This is a genomic window from Halopiger xanaduensis SH-6, assembly GCF_000217715.1.
In the GTDB taxonomy this organism is placed as follows: Archaea; Halobacteriota; Halobacteria; order Halobacteriales; family Natrialbaceae; genus Halopiger; species Halopiger xanaduensis.
Genome location: NC_015666.1, coordinates 3,403,382 through 3,424,960 on the forward strand (window position 1 = coordinate 3,403,382; position 21,579 = coordinate 3,424,960).

The window sequence follows — 21,579 nt, forward strand, 5'->3', positions numbered from 1 at the left end:
CGTTCAGTACAGCTGTTTCTCTCGTTCCGAACGTTCATTGTCGCTCTCTTGCTGTTTTCGTTGTTTTCGTCCGTGCCAGTACGTCCGCAGACCCGGGATGACCGTGTTCTTCAGATCCAACGCGAACGAGACGATCCCGTAGATCCAGAAGAAAAACAACACGAGCAGGCCGCCGTAGTAGACCAGCGGAACGAGGCTACTCACGCTGACCACCTGCGCTGCCCGCACTGCTCGTGTTGCCTGTTTCCGGACTCTCCGCACTCGTTGCGGGCCCCGCAGACAGTTCCTCGAGGCCGTGAACGAGCGCTTCGCCGGTCGCAGTGTCGAACAGGTGTATCTTCGACCGGTCGAGGACGACACTGACGTCGTCGTCCTCGTCGATCGCCGCGTCCGGATCGACGCTCATCAGCAACTGGTCGCCCCCGCTCGCGCCCCGGTCGCCGGTCATCGTCGCGCCGCCGGCGCCGTCGAGCGAGAGGTAGACGAAGATCTCGTCGCCCATCGGCTCGAGGACGTCCGTCGTCGCGTCGATCGGCGTTGAGGCCGACGCGAGCGATTCGGCCGCGTCGGTTCGGGTCCGGTAGATGTCCTCCGGGCGGACGCCCATCGTCACCGTCTCGCCGACGGAAACGCCCTCGAGCCCGGCGGGATCGAGCGCGACGTCGAAGTGGTCGGTCGTCAATCCGTTCGCGGTCAGTTCGCCCTCGACGAGGTTCATCGACGGCGAGCCGATGAAGCCGGCCACGAACAGGTTGGCCGGCTCGTTGTAACACGTCAGCGGCGGGGCGATCTGCTGGAGTTCGCCGTTGTTGATGACCGCGATCCGGTCGGACATGGTCATCGCCTCGGCCTGGTCGTGAGTGACGTAGATGATCGTCGTATCCAGTTGCTTGTGGAGCCGCTGGAGCTCCGTGCGCATGTGCACCCGGAGCTTCGCGTCCAGGTTCGCCAGCGGCTCGTCCATCAGGAAGACCGCGGGTTCGCGCACGATCGCCCGTGCGATCGCGACCCGCTGTTGCTGCCCGCCCGATAACTCGTCGGGCATCCGATCCAACATCCCCTCGAGCTGGACGATCTCGGCGGCGCGGTCGACGCGCCGGTCGATCTCCTCCGTGTCGTACTTGCGCAGCCGAAGGCCGAACGAGATGTTGTCGTAGACGTCCATGTGGGGAAACAGCGCGATGTTCTGGAAGACCATCGCGACGCCCCGATCCTTCGGCGGGAGGTTCGTGACGTCGACGTCGCCGATGTGGATCGATCCCTCGGTCGGTTTCGTGAGGCCGGCGATCGTCTCCATCGTCGTTGACTTGCCGCAGCCAGAGGGGCCGACGAAGGTGACGAACTCGCCGTCCTCGATCTCGAGGTTCATGTCGTCGACGGCGACGACGTCTTCGTAGCGTTTCGTGACGTTATCGAGTGTTACGCGTGCCATATGTTGATCACTCCTTGAGTGCTCCGTCGGTGAGTCCGCTGACGATTTTCTCCTGTGCGAACACGACGAGGATCAGCATGGGCAACACGCCGACGATGCTGGCGGCCGCCATCAGGTTGAAGTCCGTCGTGTACTGGGTCTGGTAACTCAGGATGCCCCCGACCAGCGGCGACCACTGGTCGGGCTCGTTCTGCAGCGCCATGATCGAGCTGAAGAAGTACTCGTTGTAGACCGAGATGAAGGTCAACACGGCGGCGGTCGCGACGCCGGGCGCCGACAGCGGCATGATCACGCGGAACAGCGCGCCCAGCCGCGTGGTTCCTTCGACGCGCGCCGCATCCTCGAGCCCGTCCGGGATCTGCGAGTAGAACGTGGTGAGGATGAAGATCGCCAGCGGCAGGAACAGCGCGCTCATGGGCATGATCATCGATCCCGGCGTGTTGACCAGCCGCGGCGGCGTGAACAGCTCGATCCCCAGGAACGGGACCGTCACCGCGTTCCCGAGGAAGGCGTCGAACAGCGGGATGAGAAACGCCGCGGGCGGGAAGTACGAGATCGCCAGCACGGCGAGCATCATCAGCCCGCGACCGGGGAACTCGAGGCGCCCGAAGACGTACCCCGCGAGGCTCGCGAGGACGAGGACGATGATCGTCGTCGCCGACGCGAGCACGAAGCTGTTGAACACGTAGAGGTGGAACGGGACCTGCCGGAACACCTCGACGAACGCGGTGGGGTTGAGGTCGTGGATCGGGGGCGTCGGGAACGGCACCTCGCCGACGGCGGGGAGGGAGACGGCCCAGTCGCCCTGTTGGATCAACCCGTTCGGCGTCAGCGCGAGCACCAGCAGCCAGTAGAACGGGAACAGCGTCGTGACGAGGAAGAAGATCGTCACGACGTAGAACAGCGCCCGGTACAGCCGGCTGCGCTTCTCCGAGTCCTCGATGACGCCGCGGGTCCAGCGCTCGAGCGGTCCGCGGTCTTCGTCGTCGGTCGACGGTTGTGCGGGCTCGCGAGCGGGTCCGGATTCTGGTACGTTCGACATTTCAGAATCCCTCCTTGTACTGCTGGTATATCACGCCCATCACGGCGATACCGATGACGCCGGCCGTCACGAACGCGACCGCGGACGCGAGGCCGCGATTGGTGTTGAACGTCGAGACGACCATGCACGACAGCGACGGGACGGTCGAGCAGTTCGAGACCGAATCGATGAGGCCGTAGATCCGCATCGCGGCGATGGTTCGAAACAGGACGGCGATGCCGAGCGTCGGCAGGACGAGCGGGAACGTGATCAGCTTGAACTGCTGCCACCTGCTCGCCCCGGCGACCTTCGCGACGTCGTAGAGGCTCCGGTCGATGCTCTGGAGGCCGGCCAGGATGAGCAGCGCCATGAACGCCGACGTCTTCCAGATGTCCGCGACCGAGATGATCAGCAGGGAACTGGCCGGATCGTTCAGCGTGTTGTTCGCCTGAACGATCCCCCAGTCCGCGAGCGGGTCCGTCAGGAACCCGGCCGTGGGATGGAACATCAGGAAGAACATCATCCCCTGGATGACGATCGGGATCGCCCACGGGATGATGATCGCGGTGCGAACCCACCGCCGGCCGCGGAAGTCCTGATCGAGGACCAGCGCCTGACCGAACCCGATCAGCGTCTCGAAGAAGACGCTCACGACGGTGAAGACGATCGTCACCGCGAGCGCGCTCCGGAGCAGCCCCTCGACGTGGACGAACGGGAACGTTCCGTCGACGCTAACGCCGGGCAGGAACGTCGTCGAGCCGGGGAACCGCGAGTTGGCTTCGCCGGTAAGCAGTTCCACGTAGTTCCCGAAGCCGACGAACTCCGCGTCCGTCAACACGTTCTGGTACATCGACAGCTCGAACGTCCGCAGGAGCGGATACAGCGCGATCACGCTCAACAGCACGATGATCGGCGACAGCAGCAGGTAGGCGAACACCGTCTCGCCGAGATTCTCGATCCAGCGCGTGATCGCGACGGCCGGCCCCGAACGCCTCGACTCCCGGACGGGACCGGGCGTCTTGTCTTCGGTGCTCATCCTTGTGTCAGTCCTGTTCTTCGATTTCTTCGATCCCGTCCTGGAGGTCGGCCGCCGCCTGATCGGGCGCCTTGTCCCCGGCGACCGCGAGGTTGACCTCCTCGGCGATGAGACTCGACTCGTTCGTCCACACTTGCGTCACCGGACGCGGCATCGCGTTCTCGCCGGCGACGCGGAGGGTGTCCATGTAGTTGCCCATCGGCTCGGCCTCCTGAACCTCGTCGGCGTCGAACAGCGCCGGCTTCGGCGGGATCCAGCCCCAGAGGTCGAACATGCCGAGGTTGAACTCGTCGGTCATCGTCGCGCGGATGACCTCGAGGGCTTCTTCCTTGCGTTCGGAGTTGGGGTTGAGCACGACGTGCCAGCCGCCGAGAGCCGCGGTCGTGCCGCCGGTACCGGGCTGAGCGGCTTCCTCCTCGGGGACGCCGTAGGGGATCGGCATCGCGCCGTAGTCCTCGACCGGAAGCGGGTCGTCGGCGTCGGCGACGTTCAGGTTGATGGCGTAGGGCCAGTTGCGCTGCATCGCCGCGTCGCCGTTGAGGATGGCCGTGCGGGCGTCTTCCTCCGTCCACGAGGTGATATCCGACGTGGCGAGCCCCAGCGGATACTCGTCCTCGAGGGTGTGGTCGTCCGCCTCGTCGGCGACGAAGGTCCGCATCATCCGCAGGCCCTCGACGAACTCCGGTTCGTCGATCGTTACCGGTCGATCGCCGACGGGGCCGAACAGGTTGTCGAAGCCGCCGAAGTACGCGCCGCCGAACGAGGACATGACCTCGTTCCACGTACAGCAGGCCGTCCCCTCGTACTGGTCCCACTGCGTCGCGAGGCCGTACTCGGCGTCGGAAGCCTCGACGATCTCCTGGGTGACCTCGGCCCACTCCGACCAGGTCATCGGTTCGGTCGCCCACTCCTCGAAGTCGCTCTCGCCGTAGCCGGCCTCTCGCGCGTAGTCCTTCCGGTACTGCATCGTCGGGTAGTCCGGGAACATCGGGACGCCGTACAGATCATCGTTCTCCGGATCGCGGGCCGTCGCGGTGAACCGCTCGAAGTACTCGTCCTCGACCGTCGAGAGTTCGCTCTCGTCGAGTTCCTCGCTCAGGTTCGCGACGTGGCCCCGCTGGATGAAGACGTTCACCCACCCGTTGTCCATCAGGAACAGGTCCGGTTGGGTCTCGCCGGCCTCGAGCAGGTTCGTGTACGACTCCCGGCGGGCGCCCGTCTCCTCGTCGCCGGGCTGGAGTTCGATGTCGACGCCGTCGGCGCCGCTCTCCTGCACGAGTTCGACGATTTCGTCGCCGACCGACTCCGCGGCGTTCGGGTCGAAGCCCCAGACGACGGCCCCGTCGCTCGAACTCTCGCTACCGTAGATACACCCGGCCAGGCTGACGCTGGCGCCGCCGGCCCCGGCCGCCTTCACGAACGTCCGCCGCGACACGCTCGCATCGGTTCGATCTCCCTGTGAGTGTCTTTCACTCATATAAAAAACAATGATACTCATCTATATTTATATTTAATGGACGAGTTACAACAGGTGTTGTTAACGCGCTAATTCGTCGGATAGATGGAGAAAACAGCCGTTGCAGCGCGCCGGTGCCGGTGAATATCGATCGAGGTTTGAACCCGTTCTACACCGCAGGCTGCGGCGCTCACTCGAGGGCCGTGATCACAATCTCGATCGCCTCGATGTCCTCGAGCATCGCGCCCCAACCGCCGACCGTCACCTCGCCGTCGTCCGTCTCGATCGTCAGCGAGGCCTTCCCCGACAGCTGTAACAGCGTGATCGACTCCGTCGTTGCGTTCGCTTTCGAGTCGTCCAGGTCGTCGATGTACGAGACGTCCGTGATCGTCCCCGTTCGCGTTACTTCCCGTCCGGTGTCCGTGTCGTAGCCCCGAACGGTCGTTCGGATCGTGACGCCGTCAGCGAGGAGCGGTTCGACGTCGCGGAGACACCGCCTGAGGTCGACGTACGTGATCGGCGGCTCCTCGCGCCGGTCGGTGTAGATCGTCTCGTGAACCTCCCAGAGACAGGAGAGGAAGTACCAGTGGACGACGTACGCGAGGGTGCGGTCGTTGACGATGACGCCGTACTGGTTCGTCGAGTCGCCGTGCGGGGCGAAACAGGTCCACGATCGATCGATCAGCGCCACGAACGGCGCGGGGAGCGTGCGGTACCGCGCCTCCGCGCACGTCCGAGCGAGCGCGTCGGTCGACGGTAGCTCCGGCTCGGAATCCAGCTCCGGAAACAGACTTACCTTGACGTTGACGCCGTTCTCCCGCGCGGTCTCGAGCGCGTCCGCGAGCTCGTCGAACTGTGCGGGCGTCAGCCCGACCTGCACCTGATTGTCGGCCGCGCGGATCAGTTCGTCGGCCCGCGCCAGCACCGTATCGAGGCGCTTGACGATGCTCACCCTGTGCTCCTCGAGGTCGGGGCGGCTCCACCGGTCCTCGATCTCTTCGGCCGCGGTCTGGAGGCGGTCGGCGCGGGCCCGGAGGTCCGCGAGGACGTCCGCCGGATCGTTCGCTCGAGCGTGGAGGCTGTCCTGCTCGTAGGTCTCGACGTAGCCCTTCTCCTCGAGGCCCCGCAGCACGTCGTAGATCCGCGGATCCGGCACCGAACTGGCCTGCGCGACGTCGGTCGCCGACGCCGAACCGAGTTCGAGCAGCGTTACGAAGGCGTCCGCCTGGTAGGGCGACAGCCCCGCCTCCTCGAGCGTGGCCGTCAGTTCGCCGCCGTCCATCACCGCTCACCCCGTTCCCGTCCGCGCGCGCCGCCGCGCTGCGGCCCAGCGATCGCCGCGTCCTCGTTACTGCTCCAGCAAAACGACCGACTACCGCCGATCGCTCTGCGGGAGGGATTCACACTCATTTCAGGCCGGATAACACACCGGGTGTAAAAAAGACTGTCTCCGGCGCCATACTGAAGGCGTTCGGCTCGAAACCGCGGCGGTATGATCGGTCGCGCGCTCGAGCGCTTCCGCCGGCCGGAGTACACCGGCGCGAACAGATGCCTGCCGTGTACCGCTCTCAACGTCGGTCTCGTGGCGGCCGTCGCGGTCGCCCTCGCGATCGTCGACCGACCGGTCGTCGCCGCCGGCACCGTGCTGGTCGGCGCCGCGGCGATCTGGCTCCGCGGTTACGCCGTACCCTACACGCCCGCGATCGGCCCGCGACTCGCCGCACGAATGCCGGGCGATCCGTTCGGCCACGCCGACGATCCGGCGACCGGACAACGGCCGTCCGGACTCGCGGAGGGGACGGACGGCGAAGCGATCCAGCCGACCGGCGACGAGATCGTTACGGCGCTGCTCGAGGCCGGCGTCGTCGTCCCGGTTCCGGCGGCGGACGACGCCGACGGCGAGACCGATACCGACTCCGAGACGCCCCCCGAACTCACCCTCGCGGACTCGTTTCGTGAGGACTGGCGCGCCGAGATGGCCCGGCTCCGTGACCGCGACCTCGAGGAACTCGCCGCCGTCGCCGACGATCTCACCGTCCCCTCGGTCGCGGCGCGCGCGAGCCACACGGTACGCACCGAGACGATCGTGCTCGAGGGAGACGAGGTAACTGGTGGCGTCGCGTCGCTCACGCGACCGATCGCCGTCGCCGAACTCGGGGCGGCTCGCGCCCTCGAGTCGCGGATCGACGACCGCGCGATCCGCCTCGCCGCCGGCCGGCCGCTGCGATCGCTGCTGGCCTCGTGTCCGCGCTGCGGGAGCGAGCTGACGATTACGCAGACGAGTTGCTGCGGCGAGGTGACGCCGATCGGCGAAACGCCGCCGGAGAAGCTGGTCTGTCCCGACTGCGACGTCCGGTATTTCACGTACGAGTAGGGACGGCATCGGCGAACTGTTCGCCCGGATCCATCAGCGCGGCTCGAGCTAGCAGCCGTAATCCGAGACGCCGTTCACTTCATGCTGTAGGTAGTAGAAAACAGACATTATTTGTGCGTATAATGTAGAGAGGAGAACATGGCAGAGACATTCGATATCAGCGCCGCCTTCAATTACGGACTCAATCGACTCGCGACCCGCGGCGGTGCCGTGCTCGTCGGCATCTACGTTCTCTATCAGATCGTAGCGCAGGTCTCCTTTCAATCGCTGTTCGTCCAGTTGGCCGCCGATAGCTTCTCGGCCGATCAGCTGGACCAGCTCTACCCGCTTGCGATCGATATACCGATCACGGTCAGCGGCGTGGGAATCCTCCTGCTGATGCTCGGCGGCCTGGTCCTTTCCGTCGTCGCGACCAGAGCGCTGTATTCTAACATCGACAGGATCCCGACGACCGACCACACCCGACGGCTCGCGCGAACCGTCGTGGTGGCGTTCGTCGTATTAGTCATCTACTTCCTGATGGTCATGATCGGAACCGTCTTCTTCGTCGTCCCCGGGATCTTTCTCGGAGTGAGCTTCGTCTTCGCTCAGCCAGCCGTCATTCTCGAGGATGCTGGCGTTCTCGAATCGTTCAAGCGAAGCTGGGGCCTCGCGTCAGGGAATCGACTGAAACTGTTCGGTCTCGGGGTCCTCGTCACTGTTCTGGGCGGTATCGTCGGCGGTGTAATCGGGTTCGTCGGCGCGTTCGTTCCCCTGTTCGGCGAGTACGCGATAGCTGGCGTCACGGGAGCCGCGTCGGTCTTCGGACTAGCCGTGCTCGTCGGCGTCTACCAGCAACTCGTGCCTGCTGCCCGCAGCGGTGCCGGTTCCGACGTCGATCCCGGTGTCGGAACCCGACTATAGACCTCACTGAACCGCTCGCTCGTCACTTCTGCACCGCCCGGACGTCGTCGCGGTCCGGCAGCGCCGCCATCGCCCCCGCGGCCGTCGTCGCCGCCGCGCCGACCGCGTTGGCGAACGCGAGCGTCTCCTCGAGGTCCCGTCCCTCGTGCAGTCCGACGACCGTCCCCGCGACGAAGGCGTCGCCGGCGCCCGTGGTGTCGACCACGTCGGCGTCGTACCCCGGGTGTTCGGCCGCACCCTCGCCCGTGCCCGTTCCCGCCCACGGCGAGTCTTTCGCCGCGACGGCGATCGCCCCCTCGCCGCCGCGGGTCGCGAAGACCGCGTCCGGCCCGGCAGAAAGCGCCGCTCGAGCGCGGTCCTTCAGGTCGCTCTCGTCACCGTCGCCCCCGAATCCCAGCGTCTCGAGTTCCTCGCCGGTCGCCTTCAGCACGTCGACGTGCTCGAGGGCGTCCCGGGCGACCGTCCGGAACGCGTCCGCGTCGGGCCACAGCTCGGGCCGGTAGTTCGGATCGAACGAGGTGGTACAGCCCGCGTCGGCGGCCCGCTCGAGCAGGTCTAGCGTCGCCTCGCGGGCCCGACCGCTCGCGAGGGTTACGCCGCCGGCGTGGACCCACTCGCGGTCGGCGAGGGTCACGTCGTCGGCCCGGCCGGGCTCGAGGCGGGTGTCGGCGGTGCCGTCGCGGTAGAAGGAGAAGCTGCGGTCGCCGGTCTCGTCGTGGGTGACAAACGCCAGCGTCGTCTTCGCGTCGGGGTCGCGCTCGACGAACCGGTCCGGAAGCCCGTACTCGGTCAGGACCGACTCGAGGTAGCGGCCGAACGGGTCGTCGCCGACGCGGGTCCAGAACAGCGGCGGCCGCTCGAGGCGGGCGAGCGCAACGGCGACGTTGGCCGGGGCGCCGCCGGCCCGGCGGTCGAACCCCTCGACGCTCGAGATCGGGCCGGGCCGCTCGGGCAGGAAGTCGATCAGGGTCTCGCCGGCGACGAGCACGTCGTGAGTCATACGTCGTGATTTTTCGTCGCTCGGATAATGCGTTACGGTGCCGCACGGTGACGCCGGTAGCGGGAATTGCCTCGAGCCGTCCGCCGATGCGGAGGGGTCGACCCGCGGTCAGAAGACGAGCAGGAGCCCGACTACGACGACCGTCACGTAGACGGTGACGGCGCCGGCGTAGCGCACGAACTCCCGCCAGTCGAACCCGTACAGCGAGAGGAGGCTCGCGAACAGGAACCCGAGCCAGAGGTTCGACAGGCCCGCGCCGTACATCGTCGCGACCAGCGACGCGACGAGGTCGGCGTCCGCGGCGGCGACCGCCGGTCCCTGGAGCACCCACAGCGAGCCCGGGTCCGGAACCAGCAGCCCGAGCGCGAACGCGACGACGTAGGACGCCGCGGCGGGGAATCCGGTGCCCGCGATCGCGTCGCCGATCGTCCCGTACAGTCCCGCCTCGTCGAGCAGCGCCCACACGCCGGCGTAGAGCAGGAACGGAACCGCCACGAGGAGCGCCCACCGCGTCGCGTCCTCGGTCTTCCGTCTGAACGCCATCGGCGGCCCCTGCACCGCGAGCCCGAGGATCAGCAACGTAAACGCCAGCCACGGGAGCGTCAGGCGCCCGCCCGTCGCGAAGTGCCACCCGAATGAGACGACGCCGACGACGACCGCGAGTGCGGTGATGAGCGTCGAGTTCTCGAGTCGATCGCCGACCTCCCAGTCCTCGGGTGGAACCGCGGTCGAGTAGTGGTCGAACGCCGCCGCGATCGAACCCGACGCGCCGAGGCGGTCGTTTCGCTCGCTCAGGGTCGTGATCGCATCGGCGTCCGCGCTCGGCGCCAGCACGACGAGGAGCGCGGGAAGCGTGAGCACGAACAGGACGCTCGAGAGGAGGTTGACCGGATGCAGCAGGAACTCGGACATCGCGATCGAGCCGACATCGTCGACCATGAAATTCGCCAGCCCGCTCTCGTCGGCCAGCATGAGACCGCCGGGGCTCGAGAGCCCCTGGTTCGTGAGCACGAGCGCGAGCAGGCTCGCCGTGAGCACGGCCGGATAGTGGACGGCGGTTCCGTTCTCGCGGGCGCGGCGACAGAGCCGCTGGCCGAGGTACACCCCGCCGATCAGGCCCAGCGCCCAGTTGAGCCAGCCCAGCAGCAGGGAGAGGACGCCGGTCGCGTAGACGACCCCCGCCTGGCTCGTCGGCAGCGGCGCGGCGAGCCGATCGAGGGCGGCGCCGACCCGCGGGGACTCGACGAGGGTGGCGCCCAGCACCCAGTAGAGAATCAGCAGCATCTGGACGCTGAACAGGTCGAAGAAGCCGGTTCCCAACAACTCGAGCTGGGTCATCGGCTCGAGGAAGGGCACGGTCACGAGCAGCGCCAGGCCGGCGAGGACGACGGCGTTGGTCAGCGCCTCGGGGAAGTACCGGCCGAGCGCCGGGACGAACGCGTCGCGGTAGCGGGCCGAGCGCGCGTCGCCCGGGGTTCCATCGGCAGTCGTACTCGAGTTCGGGTTCGAACCCGAACTCGAGGAAGCTGGTTCTCCTGCCATCGCTATCACCCGAACACCCCGATCGCGAGCGCGCCGGCACCGAGCACGAGGCCGCTGAAGAGGAACAGGACGACGACGTAGCCCATCATGTCGCGGATCGAGAGCCCGGCGATCCCCAGCACGGGCAGCGCCCAGAACGGCTGGATCATGTTGGTCCACTGGTCACCCATCGCGAACGCGATGAGCATGTGGTTCATCTGGGTCCCCGAGATTTGCTGGGTCGCCGAGGCGTAGATTTCGCCCATGACGACCCACTGGCCGCCGCCGGAGGGAACGAAGAAGTTGACGATGCCGCCGGAGACGAACACGAACAGGTACCACGTCGTATCGGTCGCGTACGCGGCCGCCGTCTCGGCGATCAGTTCGACCAGCCCGGAGAAGACCATGATACCCATGATCCCGCCGTAGAACTGGAACTGGATGATGATCTGGCTGGCGCCCTTGATCGCCTCGTAGAAGACGTCGATGTAGCTGCGCAGCGTGCCGTGCGCGAGGAAGCCGAGCCCGAACATCACCGTGATGAAGACGTTGATGTCGAACACGTCCATGAACGGCTCCGTCGCGAACAGGTAGCCCAGATAGATCCAGATGAGCAGGCCCATCCCGAGACAGACGACCCGGCTGTCGAGCAGCGCCTCCTTCGGCGCGGATTCGCGAGTACGGTGGGGGAGCTGCGCCGCCGCAGCAGCGTTCGCAGTTTCGCCGCCGTCGGCCGCCAGATCGCTGACCTCGGCTCCGCGAAGTTGCTCCTTTGGCACCGTCGTCGCGTTCTCCCGTCTGGGCGCCATCAGCGGCATGACGACGACGGTCACGAGCACGACGCCGGCGACGATCGCGAGGTTGAACGGGTGGAAAATCGTCTCCGAGACCGGGATGACGCCCATGCTCTCCTCGGCGAAGTGGCCCTCCGTCGCCGAGAGCAACAGCGAGGCGCCGGACAGTCCCTGGTGCCAGGGCAACAGCCCCGCGTACGCCGCCGCGACCAGCAGCGGGTAGTGGACGTCGATCCCCTTCTCGTCCATCTCGATCCCGACCTCTCGAGCGAGGATCGCCCCGGCGATCAGGACGACGCCCCAGTGGAAGAGTCCGAGCAACTGGCCGCAGAGCGCGACGACGAAGATCGCCTGTAGCTGGCCGTCCGGAACTGCGGCGATCCGCCGAAGGACGCGTTTGACCGGCGGCGAGTCCGCGAGCGCCCAGCCGGTCAGCAAGGCGAGCGACGCCTGCATCGAGAACCCGATGACTTCCCAGAAGCCCTCGCCCCAGTGGATCGCGACGTCGGCCGGCCCCTCCGGCGTGACCAGCACCGCGATGACCATCGTCAGGAAGGTCAGCAGGAGCGCGAAGATGAACGCGTCCGGAAGGTACCGCTGGACGAGCCGGCTCGAGACGTCCCCGAGCGCCGTAAAGAAGCTCCGGATCGTGCCGTGGTCCTCCGTCTCGGCACTCATGGCTTCGTCGACAGCCGCGTCCGCGACCGGTTGTCCTGCGATACGGCTCCCAAGCGCGCCCGAACCGTGTCCCGAAATACCATGATCTGTCAAGAGGCAAAAACCCCATCGCAGTTAAGCTCAGGGCCTGTACGAGGGGATTAAACCAACGCGATTCGGCTGTAAGCCGCGGATGTCTTGTAGCGGGAGCGGTCGTCCGATCGGACCGCGCGAGACGCCAGAAACGCGCGAGGCGCTCGAGCCGCGCGGTCGAGCGCTACTCGAGGCGCCGGTACAGCGCCATGACGTCGTCGATGTCCTCCTCGCCGTCGTTGTTGATGTCGTACCGGCCCGGCATCGGCTCGGGGTCGGTGATGTGGCCCGTCCGCTCGATCGAAAGCGTCGCCGTCGCCTCGCCGACGGCAACCTCGTACTCACCGGGTTCGACGACCTTCGCCTGGTGGCCGGGCACGTCGCCGGGGACGACCTCGAGCGTCGAGAGGTCGAGTTCGATCGTGACCGTTTCGCTGTCGCCGGCGTCGACGTGGACGCGCTCGAAGCCCATCAGGCGGCGGTGGGGCTGGAGGACCGACCCGTAGGATTCGGTGTTGTAGACCTCGACGATGTGGTCGCCGGCCGCGTCGCCGGTGTTGTGGACGGTGACCTGCGCCGTGACCGTCGGCGTCGACGCGGGGTCGTCGACGGTCGCCGGCGACAGCGAGAGGTCGGAGTACTCCCAATCGGTGTAGGAGAGCCCGTGGCCGAACTCGAACTGGACCAGCTGGTCCTCGGCGCCGACGGACTGGCGCGGCGGGTAGTCGTCGTAGAACTGCGGGACGTGGCCGACGTTGCCCTCCCAGGTGAACGACAGCTTGCCGGAGGGGTTGTAGTCGCCGAACAGCGTGTCGGCGACCGCGACGCCGGTGTCGCTGCCGGGTTGGCCGGCGAACAGCACCGCGTCGAGGTGGTCGAACGTTTCGGCGGTCCCGCGCGGGCTGCCGGCGAGGATCACGCCGACGAGCGGGACGTCGTCGCCGGTCAACTCGTCGACCAATTCCACGAGTTGCCGCTGGGCCTCGGGGAACCGCATCTTGTCGCGGTCGCCGAAGCCCTCGTTGTGCGGCCCCTCGCCGAGGACGATCACGACAGCGTCCGAGGCGGGTGCCGCGTTCTGAATCGCCGCCGCCTGCTCGTCGGTCACGTCGAAGAAACCGTTGTCGAAGTTCTCGAAGATGCTCTCGTAGGGGGCCGCGCGGAACTCGGTCGGAACGTGGGTGAGCCGGTCGCCGAGCCGGGCGGCCAGCCCGTCCTCGATCGTGTTCTGTCGCGGCCGCGGGCCGTCCTCGGTGAGGTCGCCGTCCTCGATCCCCTGCCAGCCCAGCGTCCAGCCGCCGTGTTGCATCAGGAACCGGTTCGGCGTCCCGTCCTCGATTCCGGGCCCGGTCAACAGGACGCGTTCGGACCCCTCGAGCGGCAGGGCGTCGTCCTCGTTTTTCAGCAGGACGAGCGACTCTTTGGCCAACTGCTCGGAAACGCTCTGAGCGCCGCCGACGAACTCGTCGATGCGATCTTCGGGGACGGTCGGCTGCTCGAACAGCCCCAGTTCCAGCTTGAGCTCGAGGATTCGCCGCACCGAGACGTCGATCCGCTCCTCGGAGAGTTCGCCGCTCTCGACGAGATCGATCACCGTGTCGATGAAGTCCGTCGGCGCGACCTCGCCGCCGCACATGTGCATGTCGACGCCGGCGGCGATCCCCTGCTTGACCGCCTCGCGCCAGCCCTCCTCGGTGTCGGGCAGGTACTCGTGGTTAGAGATGAGCCGGTAGAAGTCGTCCCAGTCACTCAGTACGACGCCGTCGAACTCGAAGCGCTTGCGCAGCACCTGGATCAGCAACCAACTCGAGGCGTGGGCCGGCTTGCCGTTGACCGCGCCGCTGTTGACCATGACCGTCTTGGCCTCCTCGAGGGCGCGCTCGTAGGCCGGGAGCTGTCTGGTCCGCAGGTCCCGCATCGAGGTGCGGACGTGGGCGCGGTCCTTGCCGGTGTTGGGCGTCCCGTAGCCGGCGAAGTGTTTGACCGTCGCGGCGACGCGGCCGTTCCGTTCGAAGCCGCGGGCGCGGGCCTTCCCCATCTCGCCCAGCAGCATCGAGTCCTCGCTGTGACCTTCGAAGAAGCGCCCCCAGCGCATGTCACGCAGCAGGTCGACCGTCGGGCCGAAGATCCAGTGGCCGCCCATGGCCGCGATCTCCGCGCCGGTGTGAGTTGCCGCGGCCTCGACGAGGTCGATGTCGCGGGTCATCCCCATGTTGAGCCGCTGCGGGAAGCTCGTACAGCCGTCGAGCAGCGTATTTCCGTGAAGCGCGTCGCCGCCCCAGACGAACGGAATTCCCGTGCCGTTGTTGGTTACGTTGTACTGTTGGAGTCGGTTCAGCCCGGCGACGAACTCCTCGCCGTCGAACGTCGGGCCGGAGGCGCCGCCGTTGAGGATCGAGCCGACGTGCAGTTCGGTGAACAGTTCGCCGACCGTGGCCGGTTCATCGTGATCGTTGAACGCCGTCTCGGGACCGAACCCCTCGCCGAGATCGTCGATCGCGACCTGGGTCATCTGGCCGACCTTCTGCTCGAGCGTCATCTCCTCGAGCAGGCGGTCGATACTGTGTCGGTCACCGCCTGCACCCGCGTCTGCGGCCGCGCTGTCCGCTCCGAGACCGACCGCCGACGCCGCGGTCGCGGCGCCGGTCGCCTTCATGAACGTCCGCCGCGAGTCGTCTACCTCGTCCGATTCCTCCGCCTGTGAATTACCGTCCGGCATGCGAGGCGGTAACGGAACTCGGAGTATAATAAACATTTTCAGCATACAGCCGAATACGGTCGCAGTGACAACCGTACGGGCAAAATACGGCCCGAATACGTGACGTTTACCCGCCCGGGTAGAGGCCGCTCGAGCGGGCGTTTACTCCTCCCAATCGATCGCCTCGGTCCGCTCCGCACGTCTGAGGATGAAGGGGCCGAGCGAGCCGGTTCGCTTCGAAATGGTCGCGATTCGCAGGACGTAGGCCGCCAGCAGGAAAAAGGGGACGAGCGAGAGCGTCGCGCTCGTGCTCACGACCCATACCAGATTATCCACGCCGAGCGTCGTTCCCGGCAGCGATTCCTGATCGAGGTACAGCACCGTCGCCGTCGCGGCCACTACACCGGGCAGCCCGGCGTACAGGATCGACCGCGTGAGATGCACCAACTCCCACTGGAAGTACAGCGACTTGAAGTGCTCGAGCGCCGGGCCGAACAGCGTCAGGGCGTCGATCAACTCGTCGAACGCCGCTAGCTCGTCCTCCTCGAGGCTGTCCTCGTGTTCGTGGCGCAACCGCCTGACCGCGTAGATCTTCCAGGAGTAGTTGTAGTTCAGCCCCGAACGCAGGACGCCGAACTCGCCGAACGTCGAGGTCTCGAGTTGGGACCGAATCTCCTCGGAGTTGCGGCAAACGTTCTCGACCAGCCGCTCGGTCCGCCGTCGAAGTTGATCGTCGTCGCTATCGGCGACCGCTTCGCGCAGCGTTTCGGCCCGGTCGCTGCTCGTCTGCACGAGCGCCTGCAGGAACTGCGACGGGTCGGGCGGGCCGACCGAACCGAACAGCTCCTCGACGTTGCGGCGGTACTCCATCGCCTCGTCCATCCACGCCTGCTGGTCGCCCAGTCGACCGAGCTCCTGGGAGAGCACCAGCTGGTTGATCGAAACGACGAGCGTCACGCCGGTGAGAATCGCGGCGACCAACGCCTGAAACGCCGTGTCGATGGGCGTTCCGCTCTCCATCGCCGCCCGGAGCGGCATGGCGACCGTGCCGAGGCCGACGAAGGTCGTGAAGGCCGCGGCGGCCAACACGCCCGCGAGCAGCCACCGGTCCGCGTCGAGCAAGAACCAGTGTGCAACCGAACTCTCGCCCGTTCGTCCCCTGAGCGTGTCCTGCGACAGCGGGCCGCCCTCGTCCCCCTCGTCCATGGGCCCCGTTCGGTCGCCGGACGAAAAGCGGTTCAGCTTGAAGCGTGCCTCCACTCGAGCGCTCGCGAGTCCGGCCGGAGTGTGGGTTCTACTCTTCGCCGTCAAACCCGCCCCGATGGACGATTTCCTCGAGCGGCTTCCGATCGCTCGGTTGCTCGCGTTCCCGCAGGTCCTCGGGCAGCGTCTCCGGTAGCGCGCGCTCGCCGATCGCGACCATCGCCTGCACCTCGTACGCCTCGGGCACCTCGAGTTCGTCGGCTGCACGCTCGTAATCGAAGCCGGCGATCGGGTGGACAGCCAGACCGCGGCGCGTCCCCTCGAGCGCGAGGTTCTGCCAGGCGGCGCCGGTGTCGAACGCGTGCGTGGGCGCCGGGTCGTCGTTGTGATCGAACGTCGTCTTCGAGACGACGACCACGAGGACGGCAGCGTCGGTCGCCCACGCCTGATTCATCTCGTTGAGCAGGCCGACGAAGGTGTCCCACTCCTCGTCCTCGCGGTCGGCGTACAGAAATCGCCAGTGCTGGTTGTTAAAGGCCGACGGCGCCCAGCGGGCGGCTTCGAACAGCGGAAGATACTCCGCCTCCTCGAGCGGGTCGCCGGTCATCGCGCGGGGCGACCAGCGGTTGACGAAGAGCGGATCGACGTCGTACGCGGGCTCGCGATGCTCGGCGACTTCCTCCCGAAGCTCGTTTCGTTTCGAAGCGGTCTCTTGCATAGGGGTTTGTTTCGACTCGGTACACGTGTATTTTCCCGGACGACGGGGTGACCAGGTAACGGTCGTGTCGCCGAATCGTGTTCGCACGTTACACGATGACGGCGTGTGGCCTCCCGGAGAGCATCTCGAGTCGGATACTCGGCGGGTCACGGCGAAAGTCGAGCCGGGACGAAAGAAAGAGAGAACGACAAACCGGGACGCGACCGAACGATCAGGTGATCAGTCGTCGGCCGTCGCGGCCGCGCCGCGTTCGACGTCGATATTTCCTTCGTCCAGATCCCGCTCGACGTTGCGGGCCGCCTGGACCATGTTCGCCATCTTGCCGTAGGCGACCTCGCGGGGCAGCAGCTTCACGCCGCAGTCCGGCGAGACGACGAGCTGTTCCGGCGGGACGACCTCGAGGCCCTTCAAAATGTTTTCCTCGATCTGCTCCACGGACTCGACCTCGGCGACGTGGGCGTCGCAGACGCCGAGCGCGAGATCCTTCGTGAAGTCGGGGTCCTTGAAGACGTCCAGTTGCTCGTAGTCGCCGTTGGCGAGTTCGAGGTCGAACTCGTCGACGGGGAACTCGAGGATCTCGGGGTAGATGCGGGAGTAGTCGCCGTAACAGACGTGCAGGCCGATGCGGACCTCCTCGGGGATGTCGGCGACGATCCGCTCGAGGCACTCGCCGACGATGGCGTGGTCGTCGGGCGTGGTCGCGAGCGCGGGCTCGTCGATCTGGATGTAGCGGGCGCCGGCGTCGACGAGCTTCTCGATCTCCTCGTTGACCAGATCCGCGAGGTCGTAGGCGAGTTCCTCGTCGTCGTCGTAGGCCTCGTTGAACGACCAGTTCGCGAGCGTGTAGGGGCCGGTGATCGGGACCTTGACGGGCCGGTCGCTGGCGGCCGCGGTGAACTCGTACTCGTCGACGAGCCAGGAGTCGTCGTACTCGACCTCCGAGACGACCGACGGCTTGTCGAAGTAGTTGTGCCCCCAGACCTTGACGGGGCCGTTGAACTCGTAGCCCTCGATCCGGTGGGCGAAGAACTCGACCATCTCGTTGCGCCGCATCTCGCCGTCGACGACGACGTCTAGGCCGGCGCGTTCGTGTTCGTCCGTGATCAGGCGGGCGGCGTCGTCTTTCGCTTCCTGCCAGTCCTCTGCGTCGAACTCGTGGTCCTCGTCTCGGTAGAGCTCCTTCGCGCGGTTGAGCCACTTGGGCTTGGGGTAGGAGCCGACGACGGTCGTCAGCAGGAAGTGGTCGTTCTCGTGGTCGGCGGGTCGGAACTGATCCTTGTTTTCGTTCGTGGTCATGCTGCTTTCACCTCCGCGAGGGCCGCGGCTTCGGCAAGGATCTCGAGTTTCGCCTCGAACTTGCCGGAGGGCAGATAGAACGTCTCGGTGTTGGTCGTCAGGTAGACCGTCTCGAACTCGGCGACGGGCAGCTGGTCGTAGACCCACTCGACGCGGTCGCGGATCGCTTCGGGGTCCTCGACGAGCGTGTTCTGCCCGTCCGCGAGGCCGAGCGAGACGTCGTCGGTCGCGCCGTACTCCTGAATGTTGTAGAGGTTGTCGTCCTGTTCTGCGACGAAGTCGAAGCCGACCGCGTCGATGTCGGCGTCGAGCAGGTGCGCGTAGACCTTCTCCTCGAGCGCGCCCCAGTAGGGCTGGACGACGACGTCGGCGTCCGTGGCGCCGGCGACCTGGTCGATCGCTTCGCTGGCGCGCTCGTCGAGCCCGTCCTCGGGCGCCGACTCGACCAGCGAGGGCTCGAGCAGGAAGAGCGTCTCGTGCTCGGGGAAGGCGTCGACCTCGCCCTCGAGGAAGTCGGCGATCGCGCCGAGGAACTCGGCCTCGTCGCCGTACTGCTCGTCGGTCGCGAGATCGGCCAGCGAGTACGGGCCGGGGAGGACGGCCTGCAGGTCGTCGTCGGCCTCGAGCAGTTCGGCGGCGGCCTCGAGCTCGTTCGCGACGTCGCCGGAGAAACCGAGGTCGTCCTGGACGACGGGTTCGCGGTAGAAGTTGTTGTTGTCGTAGTAGCGGACGATTCCGCGGGTCTCGACGGCGTCGTGGACGGCCAGCGGGTGCGCGAGCATGTCGTCCCAGCGCAGTTGGCCCTCTACGATGCGGTCGAGGTCGGCGTCCTGTTGGACGCCGATCACTTCCTCGCGGGCCTCCTCGTAGGCCGCGGTGATCTCCTCGCTCTCGTCGCCGCTGATGAGGTCGTGTTTCTGGTGCCCCTTGAGGTCCGAGAGGTCGTCTTTCGCCCAGTCCGGGAGCGGATACAGCCCCGGCGTGGTCGAAACGTAGTCGGTCATCGTACGACCGGCTAGGCTATACCGGTGCTTAATATTTTCCATCCCGTCTAATACACGACGGTAATTTCGACGGCCTTCGGCGGCGACGCTCCCGATAGTATCCGTTACTCCGAAAATACCACGGAAAAGAAACAATCGCGGCCGGTCGATCGGCCGGTCAGCCGGGGTTCGCCGTCGCAAACTGTGCTACTCGGACGACTCGAGCGATAGCAGAAATACGAAATTCGATTAGACGAGCCCGACGGTTGATAATCAGTTAATATCATGTAGTTGCAGTGGGCGCATCGCATTCAATCCTCAATGAACTATCAATAAATACTAATAATAATGTTATTGAACGGCGAATTGCATGCTACCAGCTACCATGCCGTTGCAGATCGGCGGAGCAGGACCGCTCCTCGCGCTGGTCGCGGGGATCGCAACCATCGTCTTCCTCCTGATTTACCTCGACTTACCGCCGTTCATCGCGCTGGTCATCGCCGGGTTCGTCGTCGGCGCAGTTTCCCCCGACATTCCGTTCGGCGACGTGCCCGGGGAGTTCGCCGGATCGTTCGGGGACGGGATGGCCGGGATCGGTATCCCGATCCTGATGGCGGCGATCATCGGAAAGGCGATGATCGAAAGCGGCGCGGCGGACCGGATCGTCCGCTTTTTCAACGGCGTCTTCGGGCGGGACAACACCGAGTACTCGCTGTTCAGCAGCGGATTCGTCATGGCGATCCCGGTGTTTTTCGACAACGTGTTCTACCTGCTCGCGCCGCTGGCGCGAGCGGCGCGCTCGCGCACGGGGCAGAATTACGCGCTGTTCATCGTCGCCATCGGGGCGGCCGGCGCCGTGACGCACGGGTTCGTCCCGCCGACGCCGGGTCCGCTGCTCGCAGTCGAAACGTTTGCGGAGGCCGGTGCATCGACGAACCTGGGTCTGACGATCGGAGTCGGACTCCTGACGGGACTTCCGACCGCGCTCGTCGCCGGTCTCGGCTACGGCTACGTCATCAACCGACGGCTCGAGATCCCGCTGCGCGACGCGATGGGGACGACCGTCGAGGAACTGAACGAGAAGGTCGAGCGACCTACGAGTCAGCTTCCGGGCCTGCTCGAGGCGATGCTCCCGATCCTGCTGGCCGTCCTGCTGGTGGGTGCGGACACCTTCGTCACGACGTTCATCGGCGAGGATACCGCCGCCGCTTCGGTTACGAATTTCATCGGCGATCCGAACTTCGCGCTGACCGCGGCGGCGCTCGCTGCGGCGTTCACCTACTTCCGCATGAGCGACATCTCCGGAGATGTGTTCTCCGACGAACTGACAGAGGCGCTCAAAAGCGGCGGTAACATCGCGGCGATCACCGCCGCCGGCGGCGCGTTCGGGTACATGCTCCAGCAGGCCGGTGCCGGCGAACTCATCGCGAACAGCCTTCAGGAACTCGGCCTCGGCGTGCTCGCCACCGCGTGGGTGATCGCCGCGGGCGTGCGCCTGGTCCAGGGGTCTGCGACCGTCGCGATCACCACGACCGCGGGCATCACCGCGCCGATGGCCGGAAGCTTCAGCGCGAATCCCGCCTACCTGGTCATGGCGATCGGTGCGGGCGCGACCTTCTGCTCGTGGTACAACGACAGCGGCTTCTGGATCGTCAAGGAGATCGGCGGGCTCACCCAGGGCGAGACGCTCAAAACGTGGACCGTCTCGACGATCCTCATCGGGATCGTGGGCCTGATCAGCACGCTGGTCTTCTCGACGATCCTGCCGCTGGCCTAGTCGAATAGCTCGAGGACGGTCAGCGTCTCGAAGGGGAACGACTCGTCGGCGATTGCAGCGGCGCTAAAGCCCTCCTCGCCGGCCCGCTCGACGACCTCGTCGACGCCGGTGAGACTGCTGACCAGCAGGTAGACGACGCCGTCGGGCGCGATCACGCGGCCGACGTTCGCGAGGAACGGATCGATCACCGCGCGGCCGTCTTCGCCGCCCGACAGCGCGCGTTCCATCCAGTCGTCCCACTCGTTTTCGGGGTCGGTCGGCAGGTACGGCGGGTTAAAGAGGACGGCGTCGAACGCGCCGTCTGCGAACGGCGAAACGAGGTCCGCCCGAACCGTCTCGAGGCCCTCTTCGCGGGCCTGGCGAACGGCGTGGGGGTTCAGATCCGAGGCGATCACGCGGGCATCCGTCTCCGCGTCGACCCGATGGGCGACGTAGCCGGAGCCGGTGCCGACCTCGAGGACGAGCGGGGGATCGGCGTCCGCGTCGCCGTCACCGCCGCTGGAGTCGGCAGCCGTCCGGCCGATCCGTTCGCAGGCCGTTTCAGCCAGCAACTGCGAGTCTTCGGCCGGCTGGTACACCTCGGTTTCGACGTCGCGTCGGTCGCTGAGGTCCATCAG

Annotated in this window: 18 protein-coding genes; 3 read left to right on the forward strand and 15 right to left on the reverse strand. The window is 66.4% G+C overall.

Going from position 1 to position 21,579, the window contains the following annotated elements:
- Positions 1-3 precede the first annotated feature (3 nt).
- From HALXA_RS16530 to HALXA_RS16555, 6 genes are all read right to left on the reverse strand, one after another.
- The gene (locus tag HALXA_RS16530) at positions 4-204 is read right to left on the reverse strand and encodes a hypothetical protein (RefSeq protein ID WP_049895494.1); all 201 of its coding nucleotides are present in this window, start codon (positions 202-204) and stop codon (positions 4-6) included.
- Complete coding sequence (locus tag HALXA_RS16535) at positions 197-1,432, reverse strand: ABC transporter ATP-binding protein (protein WP_013881543.1); 1,236 nt, start codon at positions 1,430-1,432, stop codon at positions 197-199. The genes HALXA_RS16530 and HALXA_RS16535 overlap by 8 nt, the downstream gene beginning before the upstream one ends.
- 7 nt (positions 1,433-1,439) lie before the next feature.
- Positions 1,440-2,474, reverse strand: a complete 1,035-nt coding sequence (locus HALXA_RS16540; RefSeq protein ID WP_013881544.1) for a carbohydrate ABC transporter permease — start codon at positions 2,472-2,474, stop codon at positions 1,440-1,442.
- A 1-nt stretch (position 2,475) separates the two neighbouring features.
- Complete coding sequence (locus HALXA_RS16545; RefSeq protein ID WP_013881545.1) at positions 2,476-3,489, reverse strand: carbohydrate ABC transporter permease; 1,014 nt, start codon at positions 3,487-3,489, stop codon at positions 2,476-2,478.
- A 7-nt stretch (positions 3,490-3,496) separates the two neighbouring features.
- On the reverse strand, positions 3,497-4,966 hold the full coding sequence (locus tag HALXA_RS16550) for a substrate-binding domain-containing protein (protein WP_013881546.1): 1,470 nt from the start codon (positions 4,964-4,966) through the stop codon (positions 3,497-3,499).
- Between the two features lie 169 nt (positions 4,967-5,135).
- Positions 5,136-6,227, reverse strand: coding sequence for a TrmB family transcriptional regulator (locus HALXA_RS16555; RefSeq protein ID WP_013881547.1), 1,092 nt, complete (start codon positions 6,225-6,227; stop codon positions 5,136-5,138).
- Between the two features lie 210 nt (positions 6,228-6,437).
- On the opposite strand from HALXA_RS16555, the gene HALXA_RS16560 reads away from it, so the two are divergent.
- Together HALXA_RS16560 and HALXA_RS16565 are read left to right on the forward strand one after the other, a co-directional pair.
- The gene (locus tag HALXA_RS16560) at positions 6,438-7,319 is read left to right on the forward strand and encodes a hypothetical protein (RefSeq protein ID WP_013881548.1); all 882 of its coding nucleotides are present in this window, start codon (positions 6,438-6,440) and stop codon (positions 7,317-7,319) included.
- Between the two features lie 138 nt (positions 7,320-7,457).
- Positions 7,458-8,222: a hypothetical protein gene (locus HALXA_RS16565; RefSeq protein WP_013881549.1), complete on the forward strand. Its 765-nt coding sequence runs from the start codon at positions 7,458-7,460 to the stop codon at positions 8,220-8,222.
- 22 nt (positions 8,223-8,244) lie between these two features.
- On the opposite strand, the gene HALXA_RS16570 is transcribed toward HALXA_RS16565, so the two are convergent.
- From HALXA_RS16570 to HALXA_RS16605, 8 genes are all read right to left on the reverse strand, one after another.
- Entirely contained in the window at positions 8,245-9,222 is a 978-nt protein-coding gene (locus tag HALXA_RS16570; protein ID WP_013881550.1) for a carbohydrate kinase family protein, read from the reverse strand.
- Between the two features lie 108 nt (positions 9,223-9,330).
- A complete protein-coding gene (locus HALXA_RS16575) occupies positions 9,331-10,764 on the reverse strand; it encodes a TIGR00366 family protein (RefSeq protein ID WP_013881551.1) in 1,434 nt (477 codons plus the stop codon).
- A gap of 5 nt (positions 10,765-10,769) precedes the next feature.
- Entirely contained in the window at positions 10,770-12,215 is a 1,446-nt protein-coding gene (locus HALXA_RS16580) for a short-chain fatty acid transporter (RefSeq protein WP_013881552.1), read from the reverse strand.
- Positions 12,216-12,471: 256 nt separating this feature from the next.
- On the reverse strand, positions 12,472-15,006 hold the full coding sequence (locus HALXA_RS16585) for a glycoside hydrolase family 3 protein (protein ID WP_013881553.1): 2,535 nt from the start codon (positions 15,004-15,006) through the stop codon (positions 12,472-12,474).
- Between the two features lie 141 nt (positions 15,007-15,147).
- Entirely contained in the window at positions 15,148-16,191 is a 1,044-nt protein-coding gene (locus HALXA_RS16590) for a hypothetical protein (protein ID WP_013881554.1), read from the reverse strand.
- Positions 16,192-16,279: 88 nt separating this feature from the next.
- The gene (locus HALXA_RS16595) at positions 16,280-16,906 is read right to left on the reverse strand and encodes a nitroreductase family protein (RefSeq protein ID WP_013881555.1); all 627 of its coding nucleotides are present in this window, start codon (positions 16,904-16,906) and stop codon (positions 16,280-16,282) included.
- A gap of 219 nt (positions 16,907-17,125) precedes the next feature.
- Complete coding sequence (locus tag HALXA_RS16600) at positions 17,126-18,202, reverse strand: methionine synthase (protein WP_013881556.1); 1,077 nt, start codon at positions 18,200-18,202, stop codon at positions 17,126-17,128.
- A complete protein-coding gene (locus HALXA_RS16605) occupies positions 18,199-19,206 on the reverse strand; it encodes a hypothetical protein (protein ID WP_013881557.1) in 1,008 nt (335 codons plus the stop codon). Before HALXA_RS16605 ends, HALXA_RS16600 begins: the two co-directional genes overlap by 4 nt.
- A 349-nt stretch (positions 19,207-19,555) precedes the next feature.
- Between HALXA_RS16605 and HALXA_RS16610 the strand changes: the two genes are divergently transcribed.
- The gene (locus tag HALXA_RS16610; RefSeq protein WP_013881558.1) at positions 19,556-20,962 is read left to right on the forward strand and encodes a GntP family permease; all 1,407 of its coding nucleotides are present in this window, start codon (positions 19,556-19,558) and stop codon (positions 20,960-20,962) included.
- On the opposite strand, the gene HALXA_RS16615 is transcribed toward HALXA_RS16610, so the two are convergent.
- Positions 20,959-21,576 (reverse strand): HemK2/MTQ2 family protein methyltransferase, encoded by a 618-nt coding sequence (locus HALXA_RS16615; RefSeq protein WP_013881559.1) that lies wholly within the window; start codon positions 21,574-21,576, stop codon positions 20,959-20,961. The two genes, HALXA_RS16610 and HALXA_RS16615, sit on opposite strands and share 4 nt — an antisense overlap.
- Positions 21,577-21,579 lie beyond the last annotated feature (3 nt).

Bases quoted from the DNA above. Each gene is read 5' to 3' on its own strand.
- HALXA_RS16580 (WP_013881552.1), bottom strand. From the start codon at position 12,215: ATGAGTGCCGAGACGGAGGACCACGGCACGATCCGGAGCTTCTTTACG.
- HALXA_RS16555 (WP_013881547.1), bottom strand. From the start codon at position 6,227: ATGGACGGCGGCGAACTGACGGCCACGCTCGAGGAGGCGGGGCTGTCG.
- HALXA_RS16540 (WP_013881544.1), bottom strand. From the start codon at position 2,474: ATGTCGAACGTACCAGAATCCGGACCCGCTCGCGAGCCCGCACAACCG.
- HALXA_RS16565 (WP_013881549.1), top strand. From the start codon at position 7,458: ATGGCAGAGACATTCGATATCAGCGCCGCCTTCAATTACGGACTCAAT.
- HALXA_RS16575 (WP_013881551.1), bottom strand. From the start codon at position 10,764: ATGGCAGGAGAACCAGCTTCCTCGAGTTCGGGTTCGAACCCGAACTCG.
- HALXA_RS16590 (WP_013881554.1), bottom strand. From the start codon at position 16,191: ATGGACGAGGGGGACGAGGGCGGCCCGCTGTCGCAGGACACGCTCAGG.
- HALXA_RS16560 (WP_013881548.1), top strand. From the start codon at position 6,438: ATGATCGGTCGCGCGCTCGAGCGCTTCCGCCGGCCGGAGTACACCGGC.
- HALXA_RS16610 (WP_013881558.1), top strand. From the start codon at position 19,556: ATGCTACCAGCTACCATGCCGTTGCAGATCGGCGGAGCAGGACCGCTC.
- HALXA_RS16535 (WP_013881543.1), bottom strand. From the start codon at position 1,432: ATGGCACGCGTAACACTCGATAACGTCACGAAACGCTACGAAGACGTC.
- HALXA_RS16570 (WP_013881550.1), bottom strand. From the start codon at position 9,222: ATGACTCACGACGTGCTCGTCGCCGGCGAGACCCTGATCGACTTCCTG.
- HALXA_RS16600 (WP_013881556.1), bottom strand. From the start codon at position 18,202: ATGACCACGAACGAAAACAAGGATCAGTTCCGACCCGCCGACCACGAG.
- HALXA_RS16585 (WP_013881553.1), bottom strand. From the start codon at position 15,006: ATGCCGGACGGTAATTCACAGGCGGAGGAATCGGACGAGGTAGACGAC.
- HALXA_RS16615 (WP_013881559.1), bottom strand. From the start codon at position 21,576: ATGGACCTCAGCGACCGACGCGACGTCGAAACCGAGGTGTACCAGCCG.
- HALXA_RS16595 (WP_013881555.1), bottom strand. From the start codon at position 16,906: ATGCAAGAGACCGCTTCGAAACGAAACGAGCTTCGGGAGGAAGTCGCC.
- HALXA_RS16550 (WP_013881546.1), bottom strand. From the start codon at position 4,966: ATGAGTGAAAGACACTCACAGGGAGATCGAACCGATGCGAGCGTGTCG.
- HALXA_RS16545 (WP_013881545.1), bottom strand. From the start codon at position 3,489: ATGAGCACCGAAGACAAGACGCCCGGTCCCGTCCGGGAGTCGAGGCGT.
- HALXA_RS16605 (WP_013881557.1), bottom strand. From the start codon at position 19,206: ATGACCGACTACGTTTCGACCACGCCGGGGCTGTATCCGCTCCCGGAC.